General features: G+C 61.5%; 12 protein-coding genes. All 12 read left to right on the top strand.

The window, feature by feature from the left end; translation table 11 throughout:
* The first annotated feature begins 106 nt into the window (after positions 1-106).
* Complete coding sequence (locus MXB90_RS10755; RefSeq protein ID WP_250044511.1) at positions 107-355, top strand: hypothetical protein; 249 nt, start codon at positions 107-109, stop codon at positions 353-355.
* A gap of 145 nt (positions 356-500) precedes the next feature.
* Positions 501-680 carry a hypothetical protein gene (locus tag MXB90_RS10750; RefSeq protein ID WP_250044509.1) on the top strand — a complete coding sequence of 60 codons (180 nt, stop codon included), beginning with the start codon at positions 501-503 and terminating at the stop codon, positions 678-680.
* Positions 670-3,801, top strand: a complete 3,132-nt coding sequence (locus MXB90_RS10745; RefSeq protein ID WP_250044506.1) for a phage tail protein — start codon at positions 670-672, stop codon at positions 3,799-3,801. The genes MXB90_RS10750 and MXB90_RS10745 overlap by 11 nt, the downstream gene beginning before the upstream one ends.
* A 214-nt stretch (positions 3,802-4,015) precedes the next feature.
* Positions 4,016-4,693, top strand: a complete 678-nt coding sequence (locus MXB90_RS10740) for a DUF2793 domain-containing protein (RefSeq protein ID WP_250044504.1) — start codon at positions 4,016-4,018, stop codon at positions 4,691-4,693.
* Positions 4,690-5,559, top strand: coding sequence for an SPRY domain-containing protein (locus MXB90_RS10735; RefSeq protein WP_250044502.1), 870 nt, complete (start codon positions 4,690-4,692; stop codon positions 5,557-5,559). Before MXB90_RS10740 ends, MXB90_RS10735 begins: the two co-directional genes overlap by 4 nt.
* Positions 5,556-6,554: an FscB gene (locus MXB90_RS10730; RefSeq protein ID WP_250044501.1), complete on the top strand. Its 999-nt coding sequence runs from the start codon at positions 5,556-5,558 to the stop codon at positions 6,552-6,554. Before MXB90_RS10735 ends, MXB90_RS10730 begins: the two co-directional genes overlap by 4 nt.
* Positions 6,551-6,841 carry a DUF6127 family protein gene (locus MXB90_RS10725; RefSeq protein WP_250044499.1) on the top strand — a complete coding sequence of 97 codons (291 nt, stop codon included), beginning with the start codon at positions 6,551-6,553 and terminating at the stop codon, positions 6,839-6,841. Before MXB90_RS10730 ends, MXB90_RS10725 begins: the two co-directional genes overlap by 4 nt.
* A gap of 106 nt (positions 6,842-6,947) precedes the next feature.
* Complete coding sequence (locus tag MXB90_RS10720; RefSeq protein WP_250044497.1) at positions 6,948-7,628, top strand: YcbK family protein; 681 nt, start codon at positions 6,948-6,950, stop codon at positions 7,626-7,628.
* Positions 7,628-7,885, top strand: coding sequence for a hypothetical protein (locus MXB90_RS10715; RefSeq protein WP_250044495.1), 258 nt, complete (start codon positions 7,628-7,630; stop codon positions 7,883-7,885). The genes MXB90_RS10720 and MXB90_RS10715 overlap by 1 nt, the downstream gene beginning before the upstream one ends.
* Before the next feature lie 353 nt (positions 7,886-8,238).
* Positions 8,239-9,282, top strand: coding sequence for an IS5 family transposase (locus tag MXB90_RS10705; RefSeq protein ID WP_250044493.1), 1,044 nt, complete (start codon positions 8,239-8,241; stop codon positions 9,280-9,282).
* 446 nt (positions 9,283-9,728) lie between these two features.
* The gene (locus MXB90_RS10700) at positions 9,729-10,106 is read left to right on the top strand and encodes a hypothetical protein (protein ID WP_250044492.1); all 378 of its coding nucleotides are present in this window, start codon (positions 9,729-9,731) and stop codon (positions 10,104-10,106) included.
* A gap of 17 nt (positions 10,107-10,123) precedes the next feature.
* A partial coding sequence (locus tag MXB90_RS10695; protein ID WP_250044491.1) for a beta strand repeat-containing protein occupies positions 10,124-20,374 on the top strand: 10,251 nt, incomplete at its 3' end.

The following is a 20,374-nucleotide window of genomic DNA, read 5'->3' as shown; positions in this document are numbered from 1 at the left end:
GCGGGCCCCCGAAGCCCTCCGCGACGCTGCGATGTGGGCGCATGCGTTCTTCCTGGCCGCTCGCTTGCCCCGTGGCCGCCTCTCTGCCCAGAGAAAGATCTCCGTCATGGCCTGGACCTTCATCGCGCGGCTCGTCCTGGGGCTGGTGCTCTCGGCGATCTCCTATGCGCTGAGCCCGCGCCCCAAGATCGAACAGCCACAAGCCGCGGGGCTCGATGAGTTCTCGCTGCCCACCGCCGAAGAAGGCCGCCCGATCCCGGTGGTCTTCGGCACCGTGCTGATCACCGGGCCGAACGTTGTCTGGGCAGGCGACCTGAAGGTGGACCCGATCAAGAAGAAAGGCGGCAAGAAGTGACCGCACCCGCTCACCTGTCTGCCCCGTCCAAGGCCAATTTGCGCGACGGGGGCACCCAAAGATGACGGACTCGGACCCGTTCGCTCGCCAGCCCCTACGCGTCACCCTCCAGGACCTACGTGCGGCGCGCTACTGCCTCGCAGGCGTGCGGCCCTGGTTCCGGCGCCATGGATTCGACTGGCAGGCCTTCCTTGATCACGGCATCGAGGCGGAGGCCCTGCGCGCCACGGGCGATGCGTTGGTGGACCCCGTCATCGCCCAGGCCGAGATGCGGGCGGGCACAACGACCCCCACCATCCTGACGGAGCCTGACCATGGGCGGTAGCAGCAAGACACAGACTGTCGGCTATCGTTATGCGCTGGGGATGCATCTGGCGCTCTGCCATGGGCCGGTGGATGCGATCCGCGAGATCCTTGTCGACCGCCGCACCGCATGGTCTGTCACGACCGGCGGCGGCGTTTCGGGCGGTGGTGCGGCCGTGGAGACGCGCATCGGCACCGTCGCGAGCCTGAGCGCCACAGCCGCCCTGGCAGGCGATGCCGGGGCTTTGATCCGCTTTGCAGGAACACTGGCCGGCGTGCGTATCGGCCGGGATTATCGCCTTCTGCTCCGCGATGGCACGCGCCAGACAATCACGCTGAAGGGCGTCACCTTCGATCCCGCCACCCATGTGACGTCCTGGTCCGTCCTGCCCGAAGCGCTGAGCTTGCCCGCGCAATCGGTGGAGGTCTTTGAGGCGAGCAGTACGGCCAGCAATACCGGCGCTGCCGGCGGGCGCATCCGCATCGACAAACCCGATCTCTTTGGCGGCGAAAGTCGTGAGGGCGGCATTCGTGGCGATGTCGATGTGCTGATGGGCGGGCCCGGCCAGGGGCCGAATGACTACCTCGCAGCGCGCATGGGCGGGGACGTGCCCGCCTATCGCGGGCTCTGCAGCCTCGTGCTGCGGCAGGTCTATCTCGGCATCAACCCCTACCTCAAGCCCTGGGCGGTGCGCGTGACCCGGGTGCTGACCGGCGAGGCCGGGGCCGCACAATGGTATCCCGAGACAGCCGCCATCGTGCCCGAGGCCAATATCTCGGACGCCGCGATCTACATCGCGCTCGATGTCTCGGGCTCGATGTCGGGCACACGGATGGCCGCGCAAAAGGCAGGCGTCGCCGCCCTGATCCGCGAGATCGCCGCGGGGGTGGATCCCGACCGGCCGAACGATATCCGCATCGTGCTCTGGAACGCGACTGTTGCGGGGTCCATCGAGCGGCGCGACATCGGCCCGGAGGATTATGCCGCCCTCGAGGCCTGGATGCTGGCACGCGCCAACACCACCGCGGGCGGTACGAGCTTCGATGCGGCCTTCGCCGAAGCGGGACCGTTCTTCGCGGGCGCCGGCGCCAAGCGACGGATCGTGATCTTCGTGACCGATGGCGCGCCATCGCCCGTATCCTCGGTCGATGCGGCACTGGCGATCCTGCGCAGCCTGCCGCCCGCCGACATCTTCGGCTTCAACATCGCGCTGAGCGATACCACCCATACCGCGCGCATCGACACTACGCCGGTGGACGGCGTGCCGGTGATCCCGCCCGGCAACAGCCAGGCGCTCGTCGCCTCGCTGCGCGGGGCCTTCGGCAATGGCCCGGACATGAACCCGGCCCATATCCTGCGCGAATGCCTCACCAATCGCGACTGGGGGCTGGGCTATTCCTCGGTCGAAATCGGCGCGAGTTTTACCGCCGCGGCGGACAGGCTTTACGCCGAGGGCTTTGGCCTCTCGCTGATCTGGCAGCAGGACAGCTCGATCGAGGCGTTCATCGGCAGCGTCCTCGATCATATCGATGCCACGCTCTTCATCGACCGGCGCACCGGGCTTTGGGAGGTGAGGCTGATCCGGGACGATTATGATCCCGCCATGCTGCCCGTCTTCGACGAGACCAATGTCGTGGACTGGGGTCGTCTGGGCCGGCGCGCGCCCTCGGATCTCGTCAACAGCGTCACGGTGCGCTTCACCGATGCCTGGACGGATGACATCGGTGCTGTCAGCGTGACGGATACTGCGCGGGTACAGGCCATGGGCGAGGTGATTGCGACCACGCTCGATTATCCCGGTGTCCGTTATCAAAGCCTGGCGCTGCGCCTGGCCGAACGCGATCTGCGCGCCTTGTCCGCCCCGTTGCTCAGCGGCGAGATCACCGTGACCCGTGCGGGCGCGGGCCTTGGCCCCGGCGATGTGATCCGGCTGCGGTCGCCGCACCGCGGGCTTGAGGACGTGGTCATGCGCATCTCCGAGATCGGCCAGGGCGACGGGCGCGACAATGGCATTCGGCTCAAGCTCGCCGAGGACGTCTTTGCCCTCGGGGCCACGGCCATTGCCGGCGGGCGGATCTCTGCGGGAACCGGCCTTGCCGCCCCGCCGCGGGCTCTGACCCGGCGCATGGTCGAGGAAGCCCCCTACTGGCTGCTGGTCCGCGAACTTGGCCATAGCGAGGCCGACCGCATCCTGACCGAGGATCCGGACGCGGGGGCCTTGATGGCCACGGGCGAGCGCCCCAGCGCCGATGCGCTGGCGGCCCAACTCTGGATCGACCCGGGCACCGGCCCCGCACAAGAGGGCGTAGTGGCGTTCGCGCCAACCGCACTGCTGGCGGCGGACGTCACCGACAACCCCGATGATCGTATCCTTCCCGTCACCGGCTGGCGCGACATCGGCGAGGTTGGCATTGGCACGTTGGCCAGCATCGGCGGTGAGCTGCTGCGCGTGGACGGCATCGCGCCGACCAGCATCACCGTGGGTCGGGGCTGTCTCGATACCGTGCCGCGCGCCCATGCAGCGGGAACGCCTGTGATCTTCTTCGACGCAGGCGCGCGGATCACGGAAGGAGCCTGGGCCGCAGGCGAGGCCCTGGCCGTGCGGCTTTTGCCCGAGACCGGGCGCGGCACGCTGGCCTTCGCGCTGGCCCCTGAGGACCGTGTGACGCTCGCGCGCCGTGCCATCCGTCCCCTGCCGCCCGGGCGGGTGCAAGCCAACGGCAGCTACACCCCGGATGGCGATGCGCTGGTGGTGGGCCCTCTGGAGCTCAGTTGGGCCCATCGCGACCGTCTGACCCAGACCAGTCCGGTCATCGTCGATCACACCGCCGCCTCCATCGGGCCGGAACCCGGAACCGGCTATGCGATCGAGATCCGCTGGATCGATCCAGACACGGGCGCGGCCCTCATGCCGCCGGGCATCGTGATCGATGCAGGCAGCAGCACAAGCTGGATTCTGTCGCCCGAGGACGTGCCGGAGAGTGGCGCACCCGAGCGCACGGCCGAGATCGACCTCGCCGTCCGGGCCCGGCGCATGGTTGGCAGCACATGGCTCACCGACTTTGAGGCCCGCAGGTTCCGCCTCACCGCACCCTTCGCCGCCGGATGGGATCGCGGCTGGGGCGTACTTTGGGGCACCTGAGCCGGGCTGCCTGCAGGCGCGCGGTACCGGCAGCGCCTCTGGCAGCGGCATCGAACATTGCCGCAGCGGGCTACTCAGGCAGACTGAACGACAGTTGTCCCGATGACAGCAGCACAGGCACCGACAACGCGACTGGAGCGGCCAATGACAACACGATCGGCAGCGGCAAGATGCTGTCCCCCGATCCCCTTTCACCACAACAAGCGAGATCACGATGCCCGAACGGATCCTGCCGGGACTGGGGCTGCGCGCCTTCTATGACCCCGGCCAGCGCAACTGGGGCACCAGCCTCAGCGAAGACCTGCGCCGCCTCTCGGCCCTGGTCCAAGCGCGCGCCCGCTCCCGCGCCACGCCCCTGCCGGCCGCTGGCACGCCCGGCGATATCTACCTTGTGCCCGCGAGCGCCCCCGCCCATGCCGGCACCCTCGCGCTCTGGGACGGCGCGCCGGGGGCTGAGGCTTGGGTGTTTCTCACGCCGCAGGAGGGCTGGCAGGTCTGGATCGCCGATGAGCGGCGGCATGTCTGTTTCGAGGGCGGAGAATGGGTTGACGTGCCCCGAGCGGGCGTCGTGCGCATCCGCACGCTGACAGCTGCGGCACATACCCTCGAACCCATCGATCTGGGCAGTATCCTCGAAACCACCGGATCCTCGGCCGTCACCGTGACGATCCCGGATGAGGCGACCGTGCCCTTCGAAATCGGCACGCTGATCAACGTGACGCAGGTCGGCGTCGGGATCGCAACGGTTGCCGCCGCAGCGGGCGTGTCGCTCAATGGCGTGGAGGCCGGCTCCGTCGCTCTCGATGGCCAATGGTCGGGCGCCGCCCTCGTCAAGCGCGGTGCAGATGCTTGGACCATCCAAGGCGCGCTGCTGGCGGGGGCCGTCCAATGAGCCTTCTGATGATGCGCACCGCGATCCTCGCTCAGGGCGGCGATCGCACGGCCCCAGTCGATCTCGGCCGCGCCTGGGAGCTCGACACCAGCCGTCGCCCCGCGGGCTACACGCTTTCCGACGACAATCAGACCGCCCTCAACACCGCAGGCGGCAGCGATTATCGCCGCTGGGTGCCCAGTGCCCAGGCGATCCTGCCCACCAGCGGCCGGCGCTATTGGGAGGTCCTCTGCGCGCCGGGCGGTGCGGCGAGCTTCGATGGGTATCTTGGCGTGGTCTCGGCCGCGCAGCGCGAGGAATTTGACCTGGGCCTCAACCCGATCACGCGGGGCTCGATCGGCTGGCGTGGCAATGGCACGCTCTGGTCGTCGAACTCCGCAACAGCCGTCCAGCAACTGACCGGCCTGCCGCGCTTCGGGGCGGGCGATGTGCTGATGTTCGTGCTCGATCCCGCCCATGCCCGCCTCTGGATCGGCAAGAACGGGATCTGGCAGAGCGACCCCGTCAGCGGCGATCCGATCTGGACCGCCGCGCCAAGCGCCGCCTTCTATCCCCAGATCCAGGGCCGCAATCCCGGCGATGGCGGCAGCCTGCGCTCACTGCCCGCCCAGTTCAGCTATCCGGTCCCGTCCGGCGTTCTGGCTCTGGGGCAGGACGCTTCTGATCTGGGCATTTCTGATGCGGCCGTCTGGATTGAAGGCGATCTCGCGCGGGCCTGGAGCCTCGCCAGCGTCACAGCTTGGCGTGAACATGACCCGGCCGCCCGCCTGAGCCTCGCCGCTTGCGATGTCATCCTCGAATGCGACCCCGCGCCCCAAGCCGCCATCGCCCATGCCACCCTCTATATCGAATGGGAGCTTCCATGAGCCACATCCTGCATCTGGGCCATCAGCCCAGCGACATTTCCGCCATCGCCAACAGGATCAGCACCGACAGCATCGGTTTTGACCCCAGCCTCGACAGCAATGCCCTGCGCTTCAGCGCCGCGCGCGCGGATGCCATGCCTTTCAGCATCCTCCATCCCGCCCCCCAGGGCGATCTTTGGCTGGGCTTTCGCTATGTGCCGCCCAGCGCCGATGCCCATGTGATCTCCGAATCCAGCGCAAGCTTTCTGGAATTCTACGACGCCGCCGCCCGCCGCCTGGCCCAGATCCGTCCGCTGAGCAGCACCTCGCGCTATCATGCCATCGCGCAGGGCGACACCAGCGTGCAGGGCGTGTCGAGCTATTTTGCCACCAATGCCCAGCCGCAATGGGTCGATGTCCGTCTCGCCGTCGGCGCCGAGATCACCATCGAGTTCTTTGTCGATGGCGTGCTGCAAAGCAGCGCCACCGCGGTCAATACTGGTGGGCGCGGCAAGCCCGTGCAGCTGGTCGTATCCAATCTTGGCCTGCACAGCTCCTATTCGCTGCGCAGCTGGTATTATGCGCATATTGCGCTCCTTGACGGCGTGCCGACCATCGGCCGGCGCTTCGTGCGGCGCAGCCCGGCAGCACTGGCCAGCTATGCCGAGATGATCGGCGGGATCGAGGCGCTGGCCGATCAGGACCTGGGCACCCGGGTGCTGAGCACCGCGCCCGGGCAGCGGCTCTCCTTCTCGCTGAGCGGGCCTTCGGGACCGGCAGGGGCCACGACGATCACGGGCGTGCATCTGCGCCAGATCGCCCAGGCCGGTGCCGAAGGTCCGCAAGCCACGGCCGGCTTCCTGCGTCTGGACGGGGTGAACCACGATGCCCCGGCTGAGGTCTTGCCGCGGCTCGCGCCGAAGGCCGTCTGGTCGAGCTGGGCGCGCAATCCCGCCGATGACAGCCCCTGGAGCCTTGCCACGCTGCCTGGCGAAGTCGGGATCCTGTCCGCATGACCCCGCCGCGTTCCGATCAGGGCTATGTCCGCATGCCCGATGCCGAATTCGAGGAGCTGCTGGCCCGCGCCGCCGAGGAGGGCGCAAAACGCGCGCTGGCCGATGTCGGCCTCGATGGCCGGGAGGCGGCCCTAGACATGCGCGACCTGCGCGCGCTGCTCGAAGGCATTCGCTTCATGCGCCGCACCGCCGTGCAGACCACCGTGCATCTCCTCACCACCGGCATTCTCCTCGCCCTGCTCGCCGGCATTGCCCTCAAGCTGAAGGTCTTCGGATCGGCCGGTTGAGCGCCACACCGGTTGGCCAGCGAAGCCCCCTACACCCCGAAACCATGCCCATCCGCAGCCCCGACGCTGCGGGCGGGCGCAGACATCTCTTCCAGGAGGAATATCCATGTCCGACCCCATCCGCAGCTACCGCCACTGGCGCGATGTTCCCACGCGCGACTGGCGCTGGAAGAACTTCTCGCCCGCGGAAATCGCCTGTCGCGGGACCGGCACGCTCAAGATCGACACCGAAGCCCTGGACAAGCTGCAGGCCCTGCGCGACCGGCTGGGCAAGCCGCTGATCATCCGCTCGGCCTATCGAAGCCCGGAACATAATCGTCGTGTGGGCGGCGCGCCGCGCTCGAAACACATGGACGGCACGGCCTTCGACATCGCCATGGAGAACCACGATCCCGTCGCCTTCGAAGCGGCGGCGCGGGAGGTGGGGTTTCTGGGATTTGGGTACTACCCGCGCTCGGGGTTTATGCACATCGATCTGGGGCCCGCGCGCAGTTGGGGCGAAAAGTTCCCGATCTGGGCGGTGCCCTTCGCGCCGGAAACCCCGCCCGCGCGGGAAGTGCTGGCGGAAAGCCGGACGTTGCGCGGAGCGGGAGCGGCGGGTGCCGCCACCATGGGGGCGGCTGGGGTTGAGGTGGCACAGGAAGTACTGGCAGAGACTCAGGGCGCCGTCCTACCGTTGGTGCCTTACCTCGACAGCCTGCGCTGGCTGTTCATTGCCCTCGCGCTGGCCGGGATCGCGGTGACTGTTTACGCCCGGCTCGATGACTGGCGAAAAGGGCGGCGCTGATGTGGGGCAGCCTTGTGGTCGGACTTATGGCTCGGCCGTGGGCGCGGCGCGCGACAGGCCTCGCCCTCGCCGCGCTCACCATCATCCTGTTTCTGCTCAACCTCCGCCGGCAGGGCGAGCGCACGGGCCGCGCCGCCGAGCGGTTGGAAAACCTGGAGCGTGCAAATGCCATCCAACGCAAGATGCTTGACGCCGCCAGCCGCCGTCCTCGTGATCGCGATGATCTTCTTGACCGGCTGCGCGCGGGTGGGTTCTGAAGCGACGCCTTCAGCTTGCCCGCCCATCGTGGAGTACAGCCGGGCTGAACAGGTTCAGGTGGCCGATGAGGTCGCAGCGCTGCCCGAGGGGGCCCGGATCATCGACTGGTTGGCAGATTATTCAGCGTTGCGCGACCAGGCGAGGGCGTGTCGGTGAATGACGGGCCGGGTAACCGCCGGGAAGCACCAAATACCTCAACCAAAGCGATGCGCCCGGCCCGTTTCAGGTTTTCACGGAATCAAATGGCCGCGTTGTGCTCCTGAGCTACCAAAATTATGGGCACCTCGAAAAATTGGCGTGATCACTCCGGCTTGGTAGGAAGAAGGGAGCGTTCGACTGCTGGAGGGTGACGATGGCGCAGATGGGTTTCTTCGATTTGTCAGACCGCTACGCCAGTCTGGATGCCAAGCGGGACCCACTGGTCGAGATCGACACCGTTGTGCCGTGGGAGGAGTTCCGGTCGACGCTGGAGCGTGTCTGGCGCAAGCCCGAGGCGGAACGGAAGTCGCGGGCTGGTCGTAAGCCGATGGACGCGGTGCTGATGTTCAAGACGCTTGTGCTTAGTGCGCTTTACAACCTGTCGGACGACCAGATCGAATATCAGGTGCGTGACCGGCTGTCGTTCATGAGGTTCCTGGGCCTCAGACTGGAGGACCGGGTTCCCGACGCCAAGACGGTCTGGCTCTACCGCGAAGCATTGGCGCAGGCGGGGCTGGTCGACGAGCTGTTTCGACAGTTTGACGGGTATCTGTCGCGGCAGGGCTATATAGCACGGGGCGGTCAGATCCTGGACGCGTCCATCGTGCCGGTGCCGAAGAACCGCAACACCCGCGAAGAAAACAAGATTATCAAGGGCGGCGAGGAGCCCGACGACTGGAAGGACAAGCCGGCCAAGCGGTGCCAGAAGGACGTCGACGCACGCTGGACGAAAAAGCATGGCAAAAGCCATTACGGCTACAAGAACCACGTGAACGTGGATCGCAAGCACAAGCTGGTGCGGCGCTACCATGTCAGCGATGCGGCCCAGCACGACAGTCAAGCGGTGGATCACCTCCTGATGGAGGGTAACACCGGTGCTGGCGTCTGGGCGGATTCAGCTTATCGGTCCGAGGAGATGGAGGCCAAGCTGCGTGCCCGAGGCTTGAAGAGCCGCATCCACCGCAAGGGTAAGCGCGGCAAACCGCTGAGCGAACAGGCCAAGGCTAGCAACCGGACCAAATCCTCGGTGCGGGTCCGCGTTGAACATGTCTTCGGGGCGCAGACCAACGATATGGGCGGCACGCTGGTGCGCACGATCGGCATGGTGCGGGCCAAGGCGAAGATCGGGATGAAAAACCTCGCCTATAACATGCGACGGCTGGTGCAGTTGCGTCGCATCAACCCGTGCCCGGCATAAACACCGGGCAAACCACCGAGCAGATCAGTCTGCAACGGTCGAAAGCCTGAGCGGAACGGGCACAGAGCCGCGAACGTACGGGTATACCGGGCCGACAGTAGGCGGCCTCCAGCTTGGATCACGTCATGGGACGCGCGGCGTGGCCCCGAAATGGGTTAAAAATCGAGGTGCCCTTATGTGCGAAACAATCATCGCGCTAAAAATAATACTTAAGATTTAAAAACTACAAAAGATATGGGGGCACTGTCCGTGCGCACCGGTGGCATTTGCGTCGACGTCGTTATGATGGGGTTCGTTAACGTTTCTCAAATACGTTCGGCGCTGCAGTAAGTCTCACAGCTTATTTCTTAGCGGCGGAAATGTAGAGGTGAGACTGAAAGTGACGGTAACAAGAGCAGGAGAAGATGCCTCAAGTGCTTGAAAAAGAACGAGAAACGCAATGCGGCATGATCGCTGTCACTGTCAGGAATGCTGATAGTATGGTGATTGGCTTGCATTCTGGCGGCTTTGAAGCGGGCGCGTTGCGCACTCCGGCGCTCAACTTTTGTTCGAACAAGAGTCGCGCGAACGGCGCAGAACCTGTTGGCCATGACTCTTTCTCTTCGGCGCGGCGCAGTCCGGCGCTGTTTCACCGTTTTCGTCACCGACCAGGTAGGCGGCGATTGCAGCCAGGCGTGTCCACATATCTGAAATTCACCGCGGAAGCTCCCAATGAGCCTTCCGCTGATCTCGTCTTAGAGATCGCCCCGAACGTCGGCGGCCCGCGTGCCGCTTGCTCCCCCACCACCCAGAAGACCGAGCAGCGCCGCTGCAATGCGGTGTAAAAAAAGGAAGACTAATCATGGCTAAAGATCTCGAGTTCGCAGCGACCGCCGCAAACGCTGGTGCGCAGGACAAGATTGCGAAAGATGCCCGTGTGCGTGATGTCCTCAAGCTCTGGGAGATGAAGAACGCCAAGCGTGCCGCGAAGGGCGCTGGTCTGACATCGGTCGTCCTGACTTTGGCCGCCTGCGGCGGTGGTTCGTCGCCGGCTGAGCAGGAAGAAGTGCAGGCCGTGGTGGCAAGCCTCACGGAACAGAATGCGACGGTCGGAATTACCGTCAGCGGGAACTCGGCCGGCGCGGTCATCAACGTTGCCGATATCATCGGCGATGAAGTCATGGCGCGCATCAGTGCGCTCGGCGACGTCCGGGTGACTGGTGACAAGCTGAGCTTCAATTTTGCGGACATTGATGACGTTGTCATTATCCATAGTGACAGCAAGATCACGGGCTTCTCGATCATCGAGGTCGTGGGTGGTACGGTTGATTTTACGGCGCTTGGCGGCCAAGTGCTGAAGGACATGACCATCGAGGTCGGCTCCAAGGCTATCCTCACCCTCGAGCAGTTCTTGTCCCTGGAGGATGTGTCCGTCCGTGAGGGAGCCTCGGCGGGCGACATTGAGGTTATTGCAGACAAGGCGATGACCGACGCAGAATTTGATGCGCTTCTGAAAGCTGTGAACGGCGCCAAGCAGAGCGACGAAGGCCTGTCGTTCTCGGTTGTTGTGGACCCGGGCGTCATCACGTCCGAACAAGCCGCTGAATTGGCCGGGGCGGGCGTCGAGGTTGATGACCAGGGTGCCACCTCGGCTTACGAGGCCGCCAAGTCGATCTATGATGCTGCGGCCTCCAAGGCGGCCTCGTCGCTTGCGGCCGCTGGGGCCGGCCAGGCCGCTGCAGACGCGGCGGAAGCTGCGGTGACCGACCTTGAGACTGCCCAAGCCTACCAAGCGGCTGCTGCGACTGCGAAGGCGGCTGCCGATGTGGCGGTTGCGGACGCAAATGCGTTGGTTACTGCGGCTGCAGAGCTGGCAGCAGCTGCTGCTTTGACGGTGTCCGCCACCGATGACGTGACTGCGGCAAACGCTGTCCTCACTGCGGCGGCAATGCGCGACAATGCGCTGGAAGCTCAGGCCAAGGCGGCAGCCGAGGTGACGAATGCGTCTGCAGTGGACTACGATCTGACTGTCATCACTGACCTTGCGCAGGTTCAAAATGTGACCGTCGCCAATGAAGGGCAAACGTTGTACTTCACGCTGGCAACGAACCCGCTTGAGGCGGGTAAGTCGCTGTCTTACATCATCACTGGCACGAACATCACGCCCGCCGATATTGGGGGTGCTAGCCTGTCCGGTACCGTGGTCGTGGACTCGACTGGTCTTGCCGTCGTGACCGTGAATCTATCGGAAGACGCTCTGACTGAGGGCGTCGAGACTCTCTCGTTCGCCGTAACAACGCCGAACGGGGTCCTTTCGGCTTCCGTCAACATTGCCGATACATCGACCACGCCCATTGTCGTGCAGACCTATGCGGTCAACCCCTCAGTTACCGGGGCGAATGAGGGCACGACCATCACCTACTCGGTTGCGACCACCAACGTGCCGAACGGGACGGTGCTTTCCTATACCCTCTCCGGCGTTGAAGCAGGGGATGTCGCCTCGGGCAGTCTCACCGGAACTGTTGTGGTGAACAGTGGCGCGGCGACCATTCCTGTCACTTTGGTGGCTGACAATCTGACCGAGGGGGCACAGACGCTGTCGCTGACGCTCAGCGCTGGGGGGCAGGTCGTTGCGACCGCCGCGGCGGTCACGGTCAACGATACGTCGGTTGGCAACTTTGTTGTGACCGCGGCCGATATCAACGCGGCAAATGCAGCTCCGGCAACGGAGCTGTCGGTGGTCACGACCGCATCGGCGGATCCCGTGATCAATGTCACGATTGCCAGCGATGTGGTCACGGCCACTCAAGGGGTCCTCGTGCAAGGTAACGGGGACCACAACATCACTGCAGGATCGCAGAGCGATAGCATTCGTGTTGATGGTTCGGGCAGCAACACCATCGATGGCGGCGCTGGCAACGACAGTCTCACGGGTGGTACCGGCAATGACAGTCTGATTGGCGGTGCGGGCAACGACACTCTGATCGGCGGGGCCGGCAATGATACCCTCGTCGGTGGCGCTGGCGTCGACTCCTTGGTGGGAGGCGAAGGCAATGACACGTTTGTCGTGGGTGATGGGGAATTTGCCGCCGGTGAGGTCATTCGTGGCGGCGACGGGATCGATACGCTGGTCGCTTCTGGCACTAACGACTTCACTGCAGGTACTGTTGAAAGCATCGAAGTTATCGAGCTCAACTCTATTGCCACGTTCGACGTAGCCCAGCTGGCTGGCGTTACGTCGCTCACAGGCGATGGCAGCAGCGAAGTGACCATACAGGGTGGATCGATTGATCTGAGCGGCGTTACAGTTACTGATATTGCCCTACTGACCATCGCCGCCAACACGACTGTCACGTTGACGAGCACAGAGCTTGCCGGCATCGACACTGTCGTCAACACCGGCACCAATGCGGTAATCATCACGGATGCAGCCGGTTATTCTGAAGCTATTGCCAAGGGTGCGGAAAACGCACGCGTTGAAGTTGTGGATACGCTGGAGAATATCCAGGCTAATCAATCTGCCATTGCCAATGCCGTATCCGTGAGTGCGGGTGCCATTTCTGTCTCTGACGCAGCGCAGCTGCTGGAAACATCTCCGAGCGCGCAAATCAGCTATTCTCTGGCCGACACTCCGGCAAATCTTGCGCTTGCATCGACTGAGGTGTTGCAAAGCGCAGGTGGTATGGAAGCCACATCCGCAGCCACCGCAGTTGAAGCTGCGGCTATCGAAGCTGCGGGTGGTGTGATGGTTGCAGAGAATGCATCTGCCACGTTCAGCTACTCTGTAAGTGACACAGCTGCGAACCTGGCGACCGTTACTGGCGGTCTGAACAGCGCCTCGTCTGTGGAAGTGACCACAGTGGCTACCGTTGCTCAAGCAGCTGCTATTTTGAACGCAGCTTCTGCTGCTGGAAATGCAGGTGCCGATGTTCCCGATGGTGGAACTGTGTTGTCTTACAGCGTCGAAGGCACGGTTGCTGATTTGCTGGCCGTACCAGCAGTTCTCGATGCGGCGACCAATGTTGTTGCAACTGGCATTGCAAACGTAGCGCAGGCTAACGCATTGGCTGCTGCGACCAACTCTGGCGCGACCACATACAGTGTTTCCGGTAACTTTGCCGATCTGACAAATGTGGCCAACGCTGCTGGTGTCAGTGGCGCAGCCGAACTGACTGTGGTCGGTGCACTCACCGCTTTGGAAGCCGCGGATATCAACGACCTTGGTGCAGCGAGCAAGAGCTATGCTCTTGCGGGCTCTTTGCAGGTTCTTCTTGGGTCACAGGTCGATGCTGAAACGGTGGCTAATGCGTCAGCCGTCACTCCCTCAGGTGCTCCATTTACGGTAACCCAGGTTGCAAACCTGGTTGCTAAGTTTGGCGGCGCTAAAATTGCCGATGGTTCGTTGGTGGTTGAAGACAACGCTGCTAATTGGGCCAGCTTGACCGTAGCACAGGCCGCTGAAATCGACGGCGCAAACTCCACCATTACCGGTGGGATTTTGAACGTCGCACAGGCTGAGGCTGTTTATGCAGCGTTCGAGGGCACCGGTTACCCGACCTATTCGATCACCGACAGCGCTGCTGCTATCGCTGCGGCCGTGGTCGATGGTGGAAATAATGACGCAATTGACGGCGCCCTTAACCTTATCGCCACTGATGCTGCAAGCATTGACGATGCGACGATTATTGATGGCGCTGCAAACGGCGGCACAACTTCGTTCAGCATTCAAGATTCGGTTGCAAACATAGTAAACGCTCTGGTTGCAGGTGGAGCTAACGATGTTGTGGATCGTGCGGTGAATGTCACCGCCACCGGCCAAGCGAATGTTTCGGAAGCGAGTGATATCGACGCTGCAACCAATTCGGGCACGACGACTTACAGCATCACCGATACTGCAGCCAACATCGCGGCTGCGATCGCTGCTGGCCCCAGCAACGACGTTGTTGATCGTGCTGTGGACGTGACTGCGACAGGTGTAGCCTCGGTTGCGGAACTCAGCGCAATTGATGCTGCCACCAACTCTGGCTCGACGATCATTGCTGGATTGACTGTCGTCGACACGGTAGCCGCGCTTGATTTGGCGAACGTGTCGCTCAAGGCGCTTCTGGATGCCTCCGACGCCGTGACTGTGCATGATGCCTTCACCGCGCTTAACGCTGCTGGCGCTGATGCAATCCGGGCTTATGCGGACAGCGTCATCGTTCATATTGCTCAGGCAGATCTAGCTGCCCTGGCAGGCACTGCTGACGTGTTTAAGCAGGAAGTCACCGCGATCAATGTCACGACCAACCTGACAGCTGCAGATTCTGCAAACCTTGCCGCATCGACCGCGTTCGGATCGACTGCAACGTATAACGTCTCCGAAAGTGCCGCTAATCTGTTGGCACCTGCCAATGCGGCCTTTGTCAATGGCGCAGCAAACCTTATCGTTACCGGGAACGTCACCGTGGCTGAGGCTGCCAACCTCATCGGTCTGGCAAACTCGGGCACTCTGACCTATTCGGTTGTCGATACTGCAGCGAATATCGCCGGTGCATCTGATGCAGTGACGGCTGGTGCGACCGGTGCACTCACTGTGTCTGGTGTTGACACTGTGTCTCCGGCGCAGGCTGCTACGCTTGCTAACCTTAACATTGCTGGCACCTACAATGTCTCCGGAACGGCAGCTCAGCTTTCCGCAGTTGACGGTAGTGTGCTGACCGCTGGGAATGTTGGTGCTGTTGCGGTCACTGACGGTGGAGTTGTTTCGCAGACGGTCGCTGCGCTGATCAAGATCTATGGCCCAACTGGGTATTCGGCTGCGAATTACAGCATTGTTGATACAGCATCGAACGTGATTGCCGCGAATGATGCACTTCAGGGTTATGCGCTTAACATCACCCTCGCTGGGAATAGCACGGTTACTGAAGTTCAGAATGTTCAGGCAGTCCAGTCGATGGGCCAGCTATTGAGCTACAGCCTGGAGGACAGCGCAGCCGCAATTGCAAATGCAACTGAAGCTCTGCGCAACGGTGCAACCGACATTGTGGCTACTGGGGTTGCCGATGCATCTGAAGCTGCGTCTATTGCGGGAGCATCAAACTCTGGGGCTACCAGCATCGCCGCTGTTGATGATAGTGCAGCTGCACTGGCAGGGCTGTCCGACGATGTACTTGCTCTAGTAACAGGCGCTGTGACTGCAAATACTCCAGCCACCGGCACTGAGGCTTCGGCAATTGCCGCGTTTGCAAAGGATGTTGTCTACAGTGTTAGTGACAGCGCTGAGAACCTTGCTGCATCCACTGGCCTGAATGAAGCGGTCAACGTCAGCGCCACTGGCGTGGCCTCAGCTCAAGAGGCGGCAGCTATTGAAGCAGCGACGAACTCCGGCGCAACGACCATCGCAGCTCTGACAGATAGTGCTGAAGCCATCGCAGGGCTCAACGATGACGTTCTTGGCCTCGTGGCTGGTGCGGTTACTGCTGATACAGCTGCAACCCCGTCTCAGGCGGCAGCCCTTGCGGCATTCACTAAGGCTGTCGTTTACAATGTGGCCGGATCCGCTTCAGAGCTGCTTGCTGCCCCTGCTGCGGCGCTCAACGACGCGGTGAACATCACAGTCACTGGCCCGGTCACTGTTGCTGAGGCAATCAGCCTGCAAGCAGCGACGAACTCTGGTGCACTAACCTACTCTATCGTCGACACGTACCAGAACGTCATCGTTGATGCCGATCTGGCCGCTGGTGCAGACGCGGATGAGGCTCCCTCTGCTTTGGATGGTGCGACGAGTGTAACGATCAACCACGCGCTGACAGTCGCAGAGGCGGGGGTAGTTGGTGCACTTTCCGGAGCACCGATCAGCTATTCGATTATGGATAGCGATCAGAACCTTCTTGGTGCCCTTAATGCAAACAACCCTGTGTTGACTGCCGCGACATCTGTAAGCACCTCCGCTGGTGTGTCGCTTACGATCGAGGATGTAACCGGTAAAGGTTTGACCATCGTGACGGACAAGGCTGGCAAGGACGGACTGCCCGCTGGGCTGGACGGTGCTGACTACCTTGTGGAAGCCACTGTGGCGGACATGACTGGAGCGGATTCTGCATACTATGCAGGTATTGCAGCAACAAACGTTCGAGTGGTCGATACATTCGCAAACCTTTCGAGCGGTGTCCCGATTGTCGAGGCAACGTTTGCGATAGAGGTGGAGGACGCGATCACCGTTACCGAGCATGCTACGATTGACGCGTTCTTGCCGAATGCTGCCAACACTTCGTACAGTCTTGCTGACACCGCCGCCAACCTTGGCGCAGCAGCAGCTGGTGTGAGGAACGGTGCGACTGACATCACCGCTTCGGGTACTGCGGATAATGCGCAGGTCACTGCATTGCTCGGTGCCATTAACAGCGGCAACACGACCATCGAGGCAGCTTCTCTGACCGCAGGTCAGGCGGATGCATTGGTTTACGGCGCCGGTGATGTTATTTCTTCGCTGACCATTACCGGTGCGGCGAATGTGACTCAGGCAACCAATGTTCTTGCAGATGTAACTGCCGGAAATGTTGGAAGTGTGGCTTACAGCTTGAGCGATACGACTGTTGCTCTCTCGGGCGCTGCGGACGCAGTGCTTGACGGTGCGACCGATATCGCTGGGTCCGGTGGTGCCACCGCGGTTCAGGCACAGGTATTGCTGTCAGCAGCAAACTCCGGTTCGACAACCGTTGCCTCTGTAGTGGACACTGCTACGGAAGTCGCAGGCTTGGTTGCTGACGCGAACGACACCCTTACCGCGATTGACGCTACCGGAGTTGCTACTGTCGCAGAGGCGGATGCAATCGCGGTTTTGGATGCACGGGTTGGCACGACTGTTACCTACTCGTACACTGTCCGCGATAGTGCTGAATCAATTCTCAACGCGAATCTGACGGTTCTGGATAACACCAATAACGCTGGACTCCAGGTGACTGGCGCCGTTGATGTTACGACAGCGGCTTCCTTGCTCGCCATTGATACAGCCGATACGACAATCAGTATCGCATCCATGACGGTCACGGATTCAGCGGCTGCTCTAATTGCTGCGTCTGCAGCAGTTAAGGCTGCCGGAAACGGTGTGACCAAAGTCATCGTGGATGGTACTGCAACCATTGCTGAGATTGGCCAAGTGTCTGCTCAATATCTTCAGGCGACTGTTGATATTGGCGGTGCGGGTCTTGAGTTCAGCTTGGCGGATAGCTTTGCTAGCCTGACTGCCATCGGTGCCGTCGGAGCGCGTAACGCAGCCGAGACGATCACAGTGACGAACGCTTCTTTGACCGTCGCGCAGGCAAATGTGGCCGAAGGCTGGAAGGCAGATGGCCCTGATGGGTATGCAACAAACGTTGTTTACAATATCGCCGACACTGCGTCAGCGGTCGCAAATGCGATTAATGGTGGTGTGCTGAATGATGAGCTGCAGGCCGCAGCATCGATCACTCTGACCACAGCAGCCACGGTTGCTGAGGCTGCTGAACTGTCCGAGACCAGCGTCGCTTATAACATCGCCGATACTTCTGCGGCAGTGTATGCGGCTTACAATGCCGTTAATGCTGCAGACGCATCCGATCGCGGCACGATCCAAGGTGCCGGGACGGTGACGCTGATGGGTGCTGCGACGGTAGAAGAGTTTGTTGGAACTGTGACGCTTCGCGGCCTGGATGAGGTTATAAACCTCGCAGGTTACAGTATTGCCGACAGTGCGACGAACCTGATCTCTGCCGCTACCAACAATGCTTCGGCTCTGGCTGGTGCGCAGCAAGTTTCGTTGTCGACTGACGAAGTGCTGGATGTTGCAGAAGCTACCACATTGACCTCGTTGGTTAACTTCAACGGCTTCAATGGTGGTTTCCGGGTTGCGGACAGCGTCGACAACATTCTGACTGCTGATCCGAGTGTACTGGCGGCAGCGACTTCCTTCTCGCTGATCGATACCTACGCCAATCTTGTAACCAACGGAGGTATTGCAGACGTTAAGACAGCCTTCGGCATTGTCGATGTAAACGTCGAGGTTGTAGAAGCCGTGATTGACCAGGCCCAGCTTACACAGCTTGATGGTTTGAATGGAGACGGTACCGTCACATATAGTCTGAGCGGCACCTTCGCAGAGGTGGCTGGTAACAGTGTTCCCACCCTTGATCAGGCAGTGAATCTGTCCACCCTTGACAATTCGAAACCGACCGTGGCGATGGTTTTGAAGGTATTGGGAGCCGCGAATAGCGGTATCACTACTCTTGGAGTTATCGACACGCTTGATGCGGCTGGTGCTACGCAAGGTGAATTGGCGCAACTTGCAGACTACATCGACGGCGATGCTGCCGACGGGTCTTATGAGTTTGTAGGTATCACGGAGATTACCGGTCTTGTGTTGTCCGGCGCGTTGTCGGCGTCGCAGGTCGGTACCCTGCTAGCCTTGGCCGATCCGGGCACTGCCCAGGTCAATGTGTCGGCGATGAACTCAAGTTACCTTAGCACGCTGACAGCCAACGCTGCGAACATCGCAAACCTTGGTATCACGGGTGTACTTGGTGACTCGAACCTCACAGTGACGGCTGCGCAGTTTGAAGTGCTGGGACCAAAGTTCGCTGATGGTTTGACTGTGACTGTTAATGCGAGCCCTGTTGCGCCTGATACGTTCACTTCAGCCACTCAACTGCAGGCGATGTCTGCCGACATCAACAATATTGTCGGCGGCGGTATTCTGAACGTTGTGATCGAAGCTGCTTCGGTGAATGATACTGTATTCGACGATGTTCTCGGTCAGGCAACTGGCGCGAGTGTCGATGCTCTCGGCGCAACAGACGCCGAGGTCGGTTCTATCCTGAACAACCTGACCCGGATAGCAGACAACGAACTCGATAACTTTACGATTCAGCTCGCTGACTACAATCTATTGACCACTGGATCGAAGGAGTTGCTGAGCAGCAAAATGCCTGCTGGGGTCGGTCTGACGATCAACGGCACAGCTGGCGATGACTCAATAGTTGGCACATCTGGCAACGACGTGTTGGTCGGAAATGGTGGCAACGACACCCTGGAGGGTGGTGACGGCAACGACACTATTGATGGTGGTGCTGGCGACAACGAACTCACTGGTGGCAACGGAAACGATACGTTCATCTCGTCGGGCGGTGGGAACAGCACCATCAATGATCTGAGCGGGTCTGACGTTCTGCAGGTCACAGCAGGTTCGACTGCGACGGCTAACAATGTGGCAAGCTGGACGGCTACTTCCGATACTTACAACAATGGCACTGCTACCATTAATGCAGCGGCTGGAGGTTCCACGATTAACCTGGATGCAGCTTCGGCTTCAAATGGTTACATCATCAATGCCGGTGTATGGGTCGACAACATTACTGGGTCCGATTTCAACGATACCATAAACGGAGCCGGAAACGGGGACGTGCTAAATGGCGGCGCTGGAAATGATGAGTACAACGTCACTTCGGGCGTTGTGACAATCACCGACAGCTCGGGCAACGATGTTGTGAACATCGGAGGCGTTAACGTTGGAGCAAGCTCGATCAATCTTGGTGGTGTTGGCGACACGATTGTTGCGACGAACGGTGCGAACATATCCGGTGTGAACGGTGGTGCGGTCACGACTGCCGAGGGCCTGACCCTGTCGGGTGGCATTACCATGACTGTCGCTCAGCATAACGATCTTACCATTACGGCAGGCGCCGCAGGTGAAGCAGGAGCTGCTGCTGATACGATCACGCTGGCCGATGCGGGGACCTTGAGTGGCGTTTCAACGGTTGAAAATTACGTGCTGGCTGACGGTGGGAACACCTTTAACCTGCATGCGGATACGGACTCTGTGTTGGGTGGCACTGGTGATGACGTAATTCAGACGAACAGTGTTGCGTCGCTTGCAAACGTGTCGATCAACGGTTCTGGCGGGACGGATACACTGGCTGTGACGGGTGCGAGCTCTGACATCAGTGGTTCTGTTTTGACATCTGTCGAGAACATCACCTTGGCGAACAACCTGAATGCGACGATGACGATTGCGCAGAATGCAATCATCAGTGCTGCGGCAGGTTCGAACACGGTGACCTTGTCGGATAACGGGACGGCGACGGCGCGTGCGCAGGTC

Source organism: Phaeovulum molybdatiresistens, assembly GCF_023544865.1.
Lineage (GTDB): Bacteria > Pseudomonadota > Alphaproteobacteria > Rhodobacterales > Rhodobacteraceae > Pontitalea.
Note: the sequence above shows the minus strand (reverse complement) of the source record. Positions and strands in the feature narration are given on the sequence as shown.

Excerpts from the sequence above, each read along its gene's own strand:
- MXB90_RS10755 (WP_250044511.1), top strand. The coding sequence starts at position 107 with ATGGCCTGGACCTTCATCGCGCGGCTCGTCCTGGGGCTGGTGCTCTCG.
- MXB90_RS10745 (WP_250044506.1), top strand. The coding sequence starts at position 670 with ATGGGCGGTAGCAGCAAGACACAGACTGTCGGCTATCGTTATGCGCTG.
- MXB90_RS10740 (WP_250044504.1), top strand. The coding sequence starts at position 4,016 with ATGCCCGAACGGATCCTGCCGGGACTGGGGCTGCGCGCCTTCTATGAC.
- MXB90_RS10735 (WP_250044502.1), top strand. The coding sequence starts at position 4,690 with ATGAGCCTTCTGATGATGCGCACCGCGATCCTCGCTCAGGGCGGCGAT.
- MXB90_RS10730 (WP_250044501.1), top strand. The coding sequence starts at position 5,556 with ATGAGCCACATCCTGCATCTGGGCCATCAGCCCAGCGACATTTCCGCC.
- MXB90_RS10725 (WP_250044499.1), top strand. The coding sequence starts at position 6,551 with ATGACCCCGCCGCGTTCCGATCAGGGCTATGTCCGCATGCCCGATGCC.
- MXB90_RS10720 (WP_250044497.1), top strand. The coding sequence starts at position 6,948 with ATGTCCGACCCCATCCGCAGCTACCGCCACTGGCGCGATGTTCCCACG.
- MXB90_RS10715 (WP_250044495.1), top strand. The coding sequence starts at position 7,628 with ATGTGGGGCAGCCTTGTGGTCGGACTTATGGCTCGGCCGTGGGCGCGG.
- MXB90_RS10705 (WP_250044493.1), top strand. The coding sequence starts at position 8,239 with ATGGCGCAGATGGGTTTCTTCGATTTGTCAGACCGCTACGCCAGTCTG.
- MXB90_RS10700 (WP_250044492.1), top strand. The coding sequence starts at position 9,729 with ATGATCGCTGTCACTGTCAGGAATGCTGATAGTATGGTGATTGGCTTG.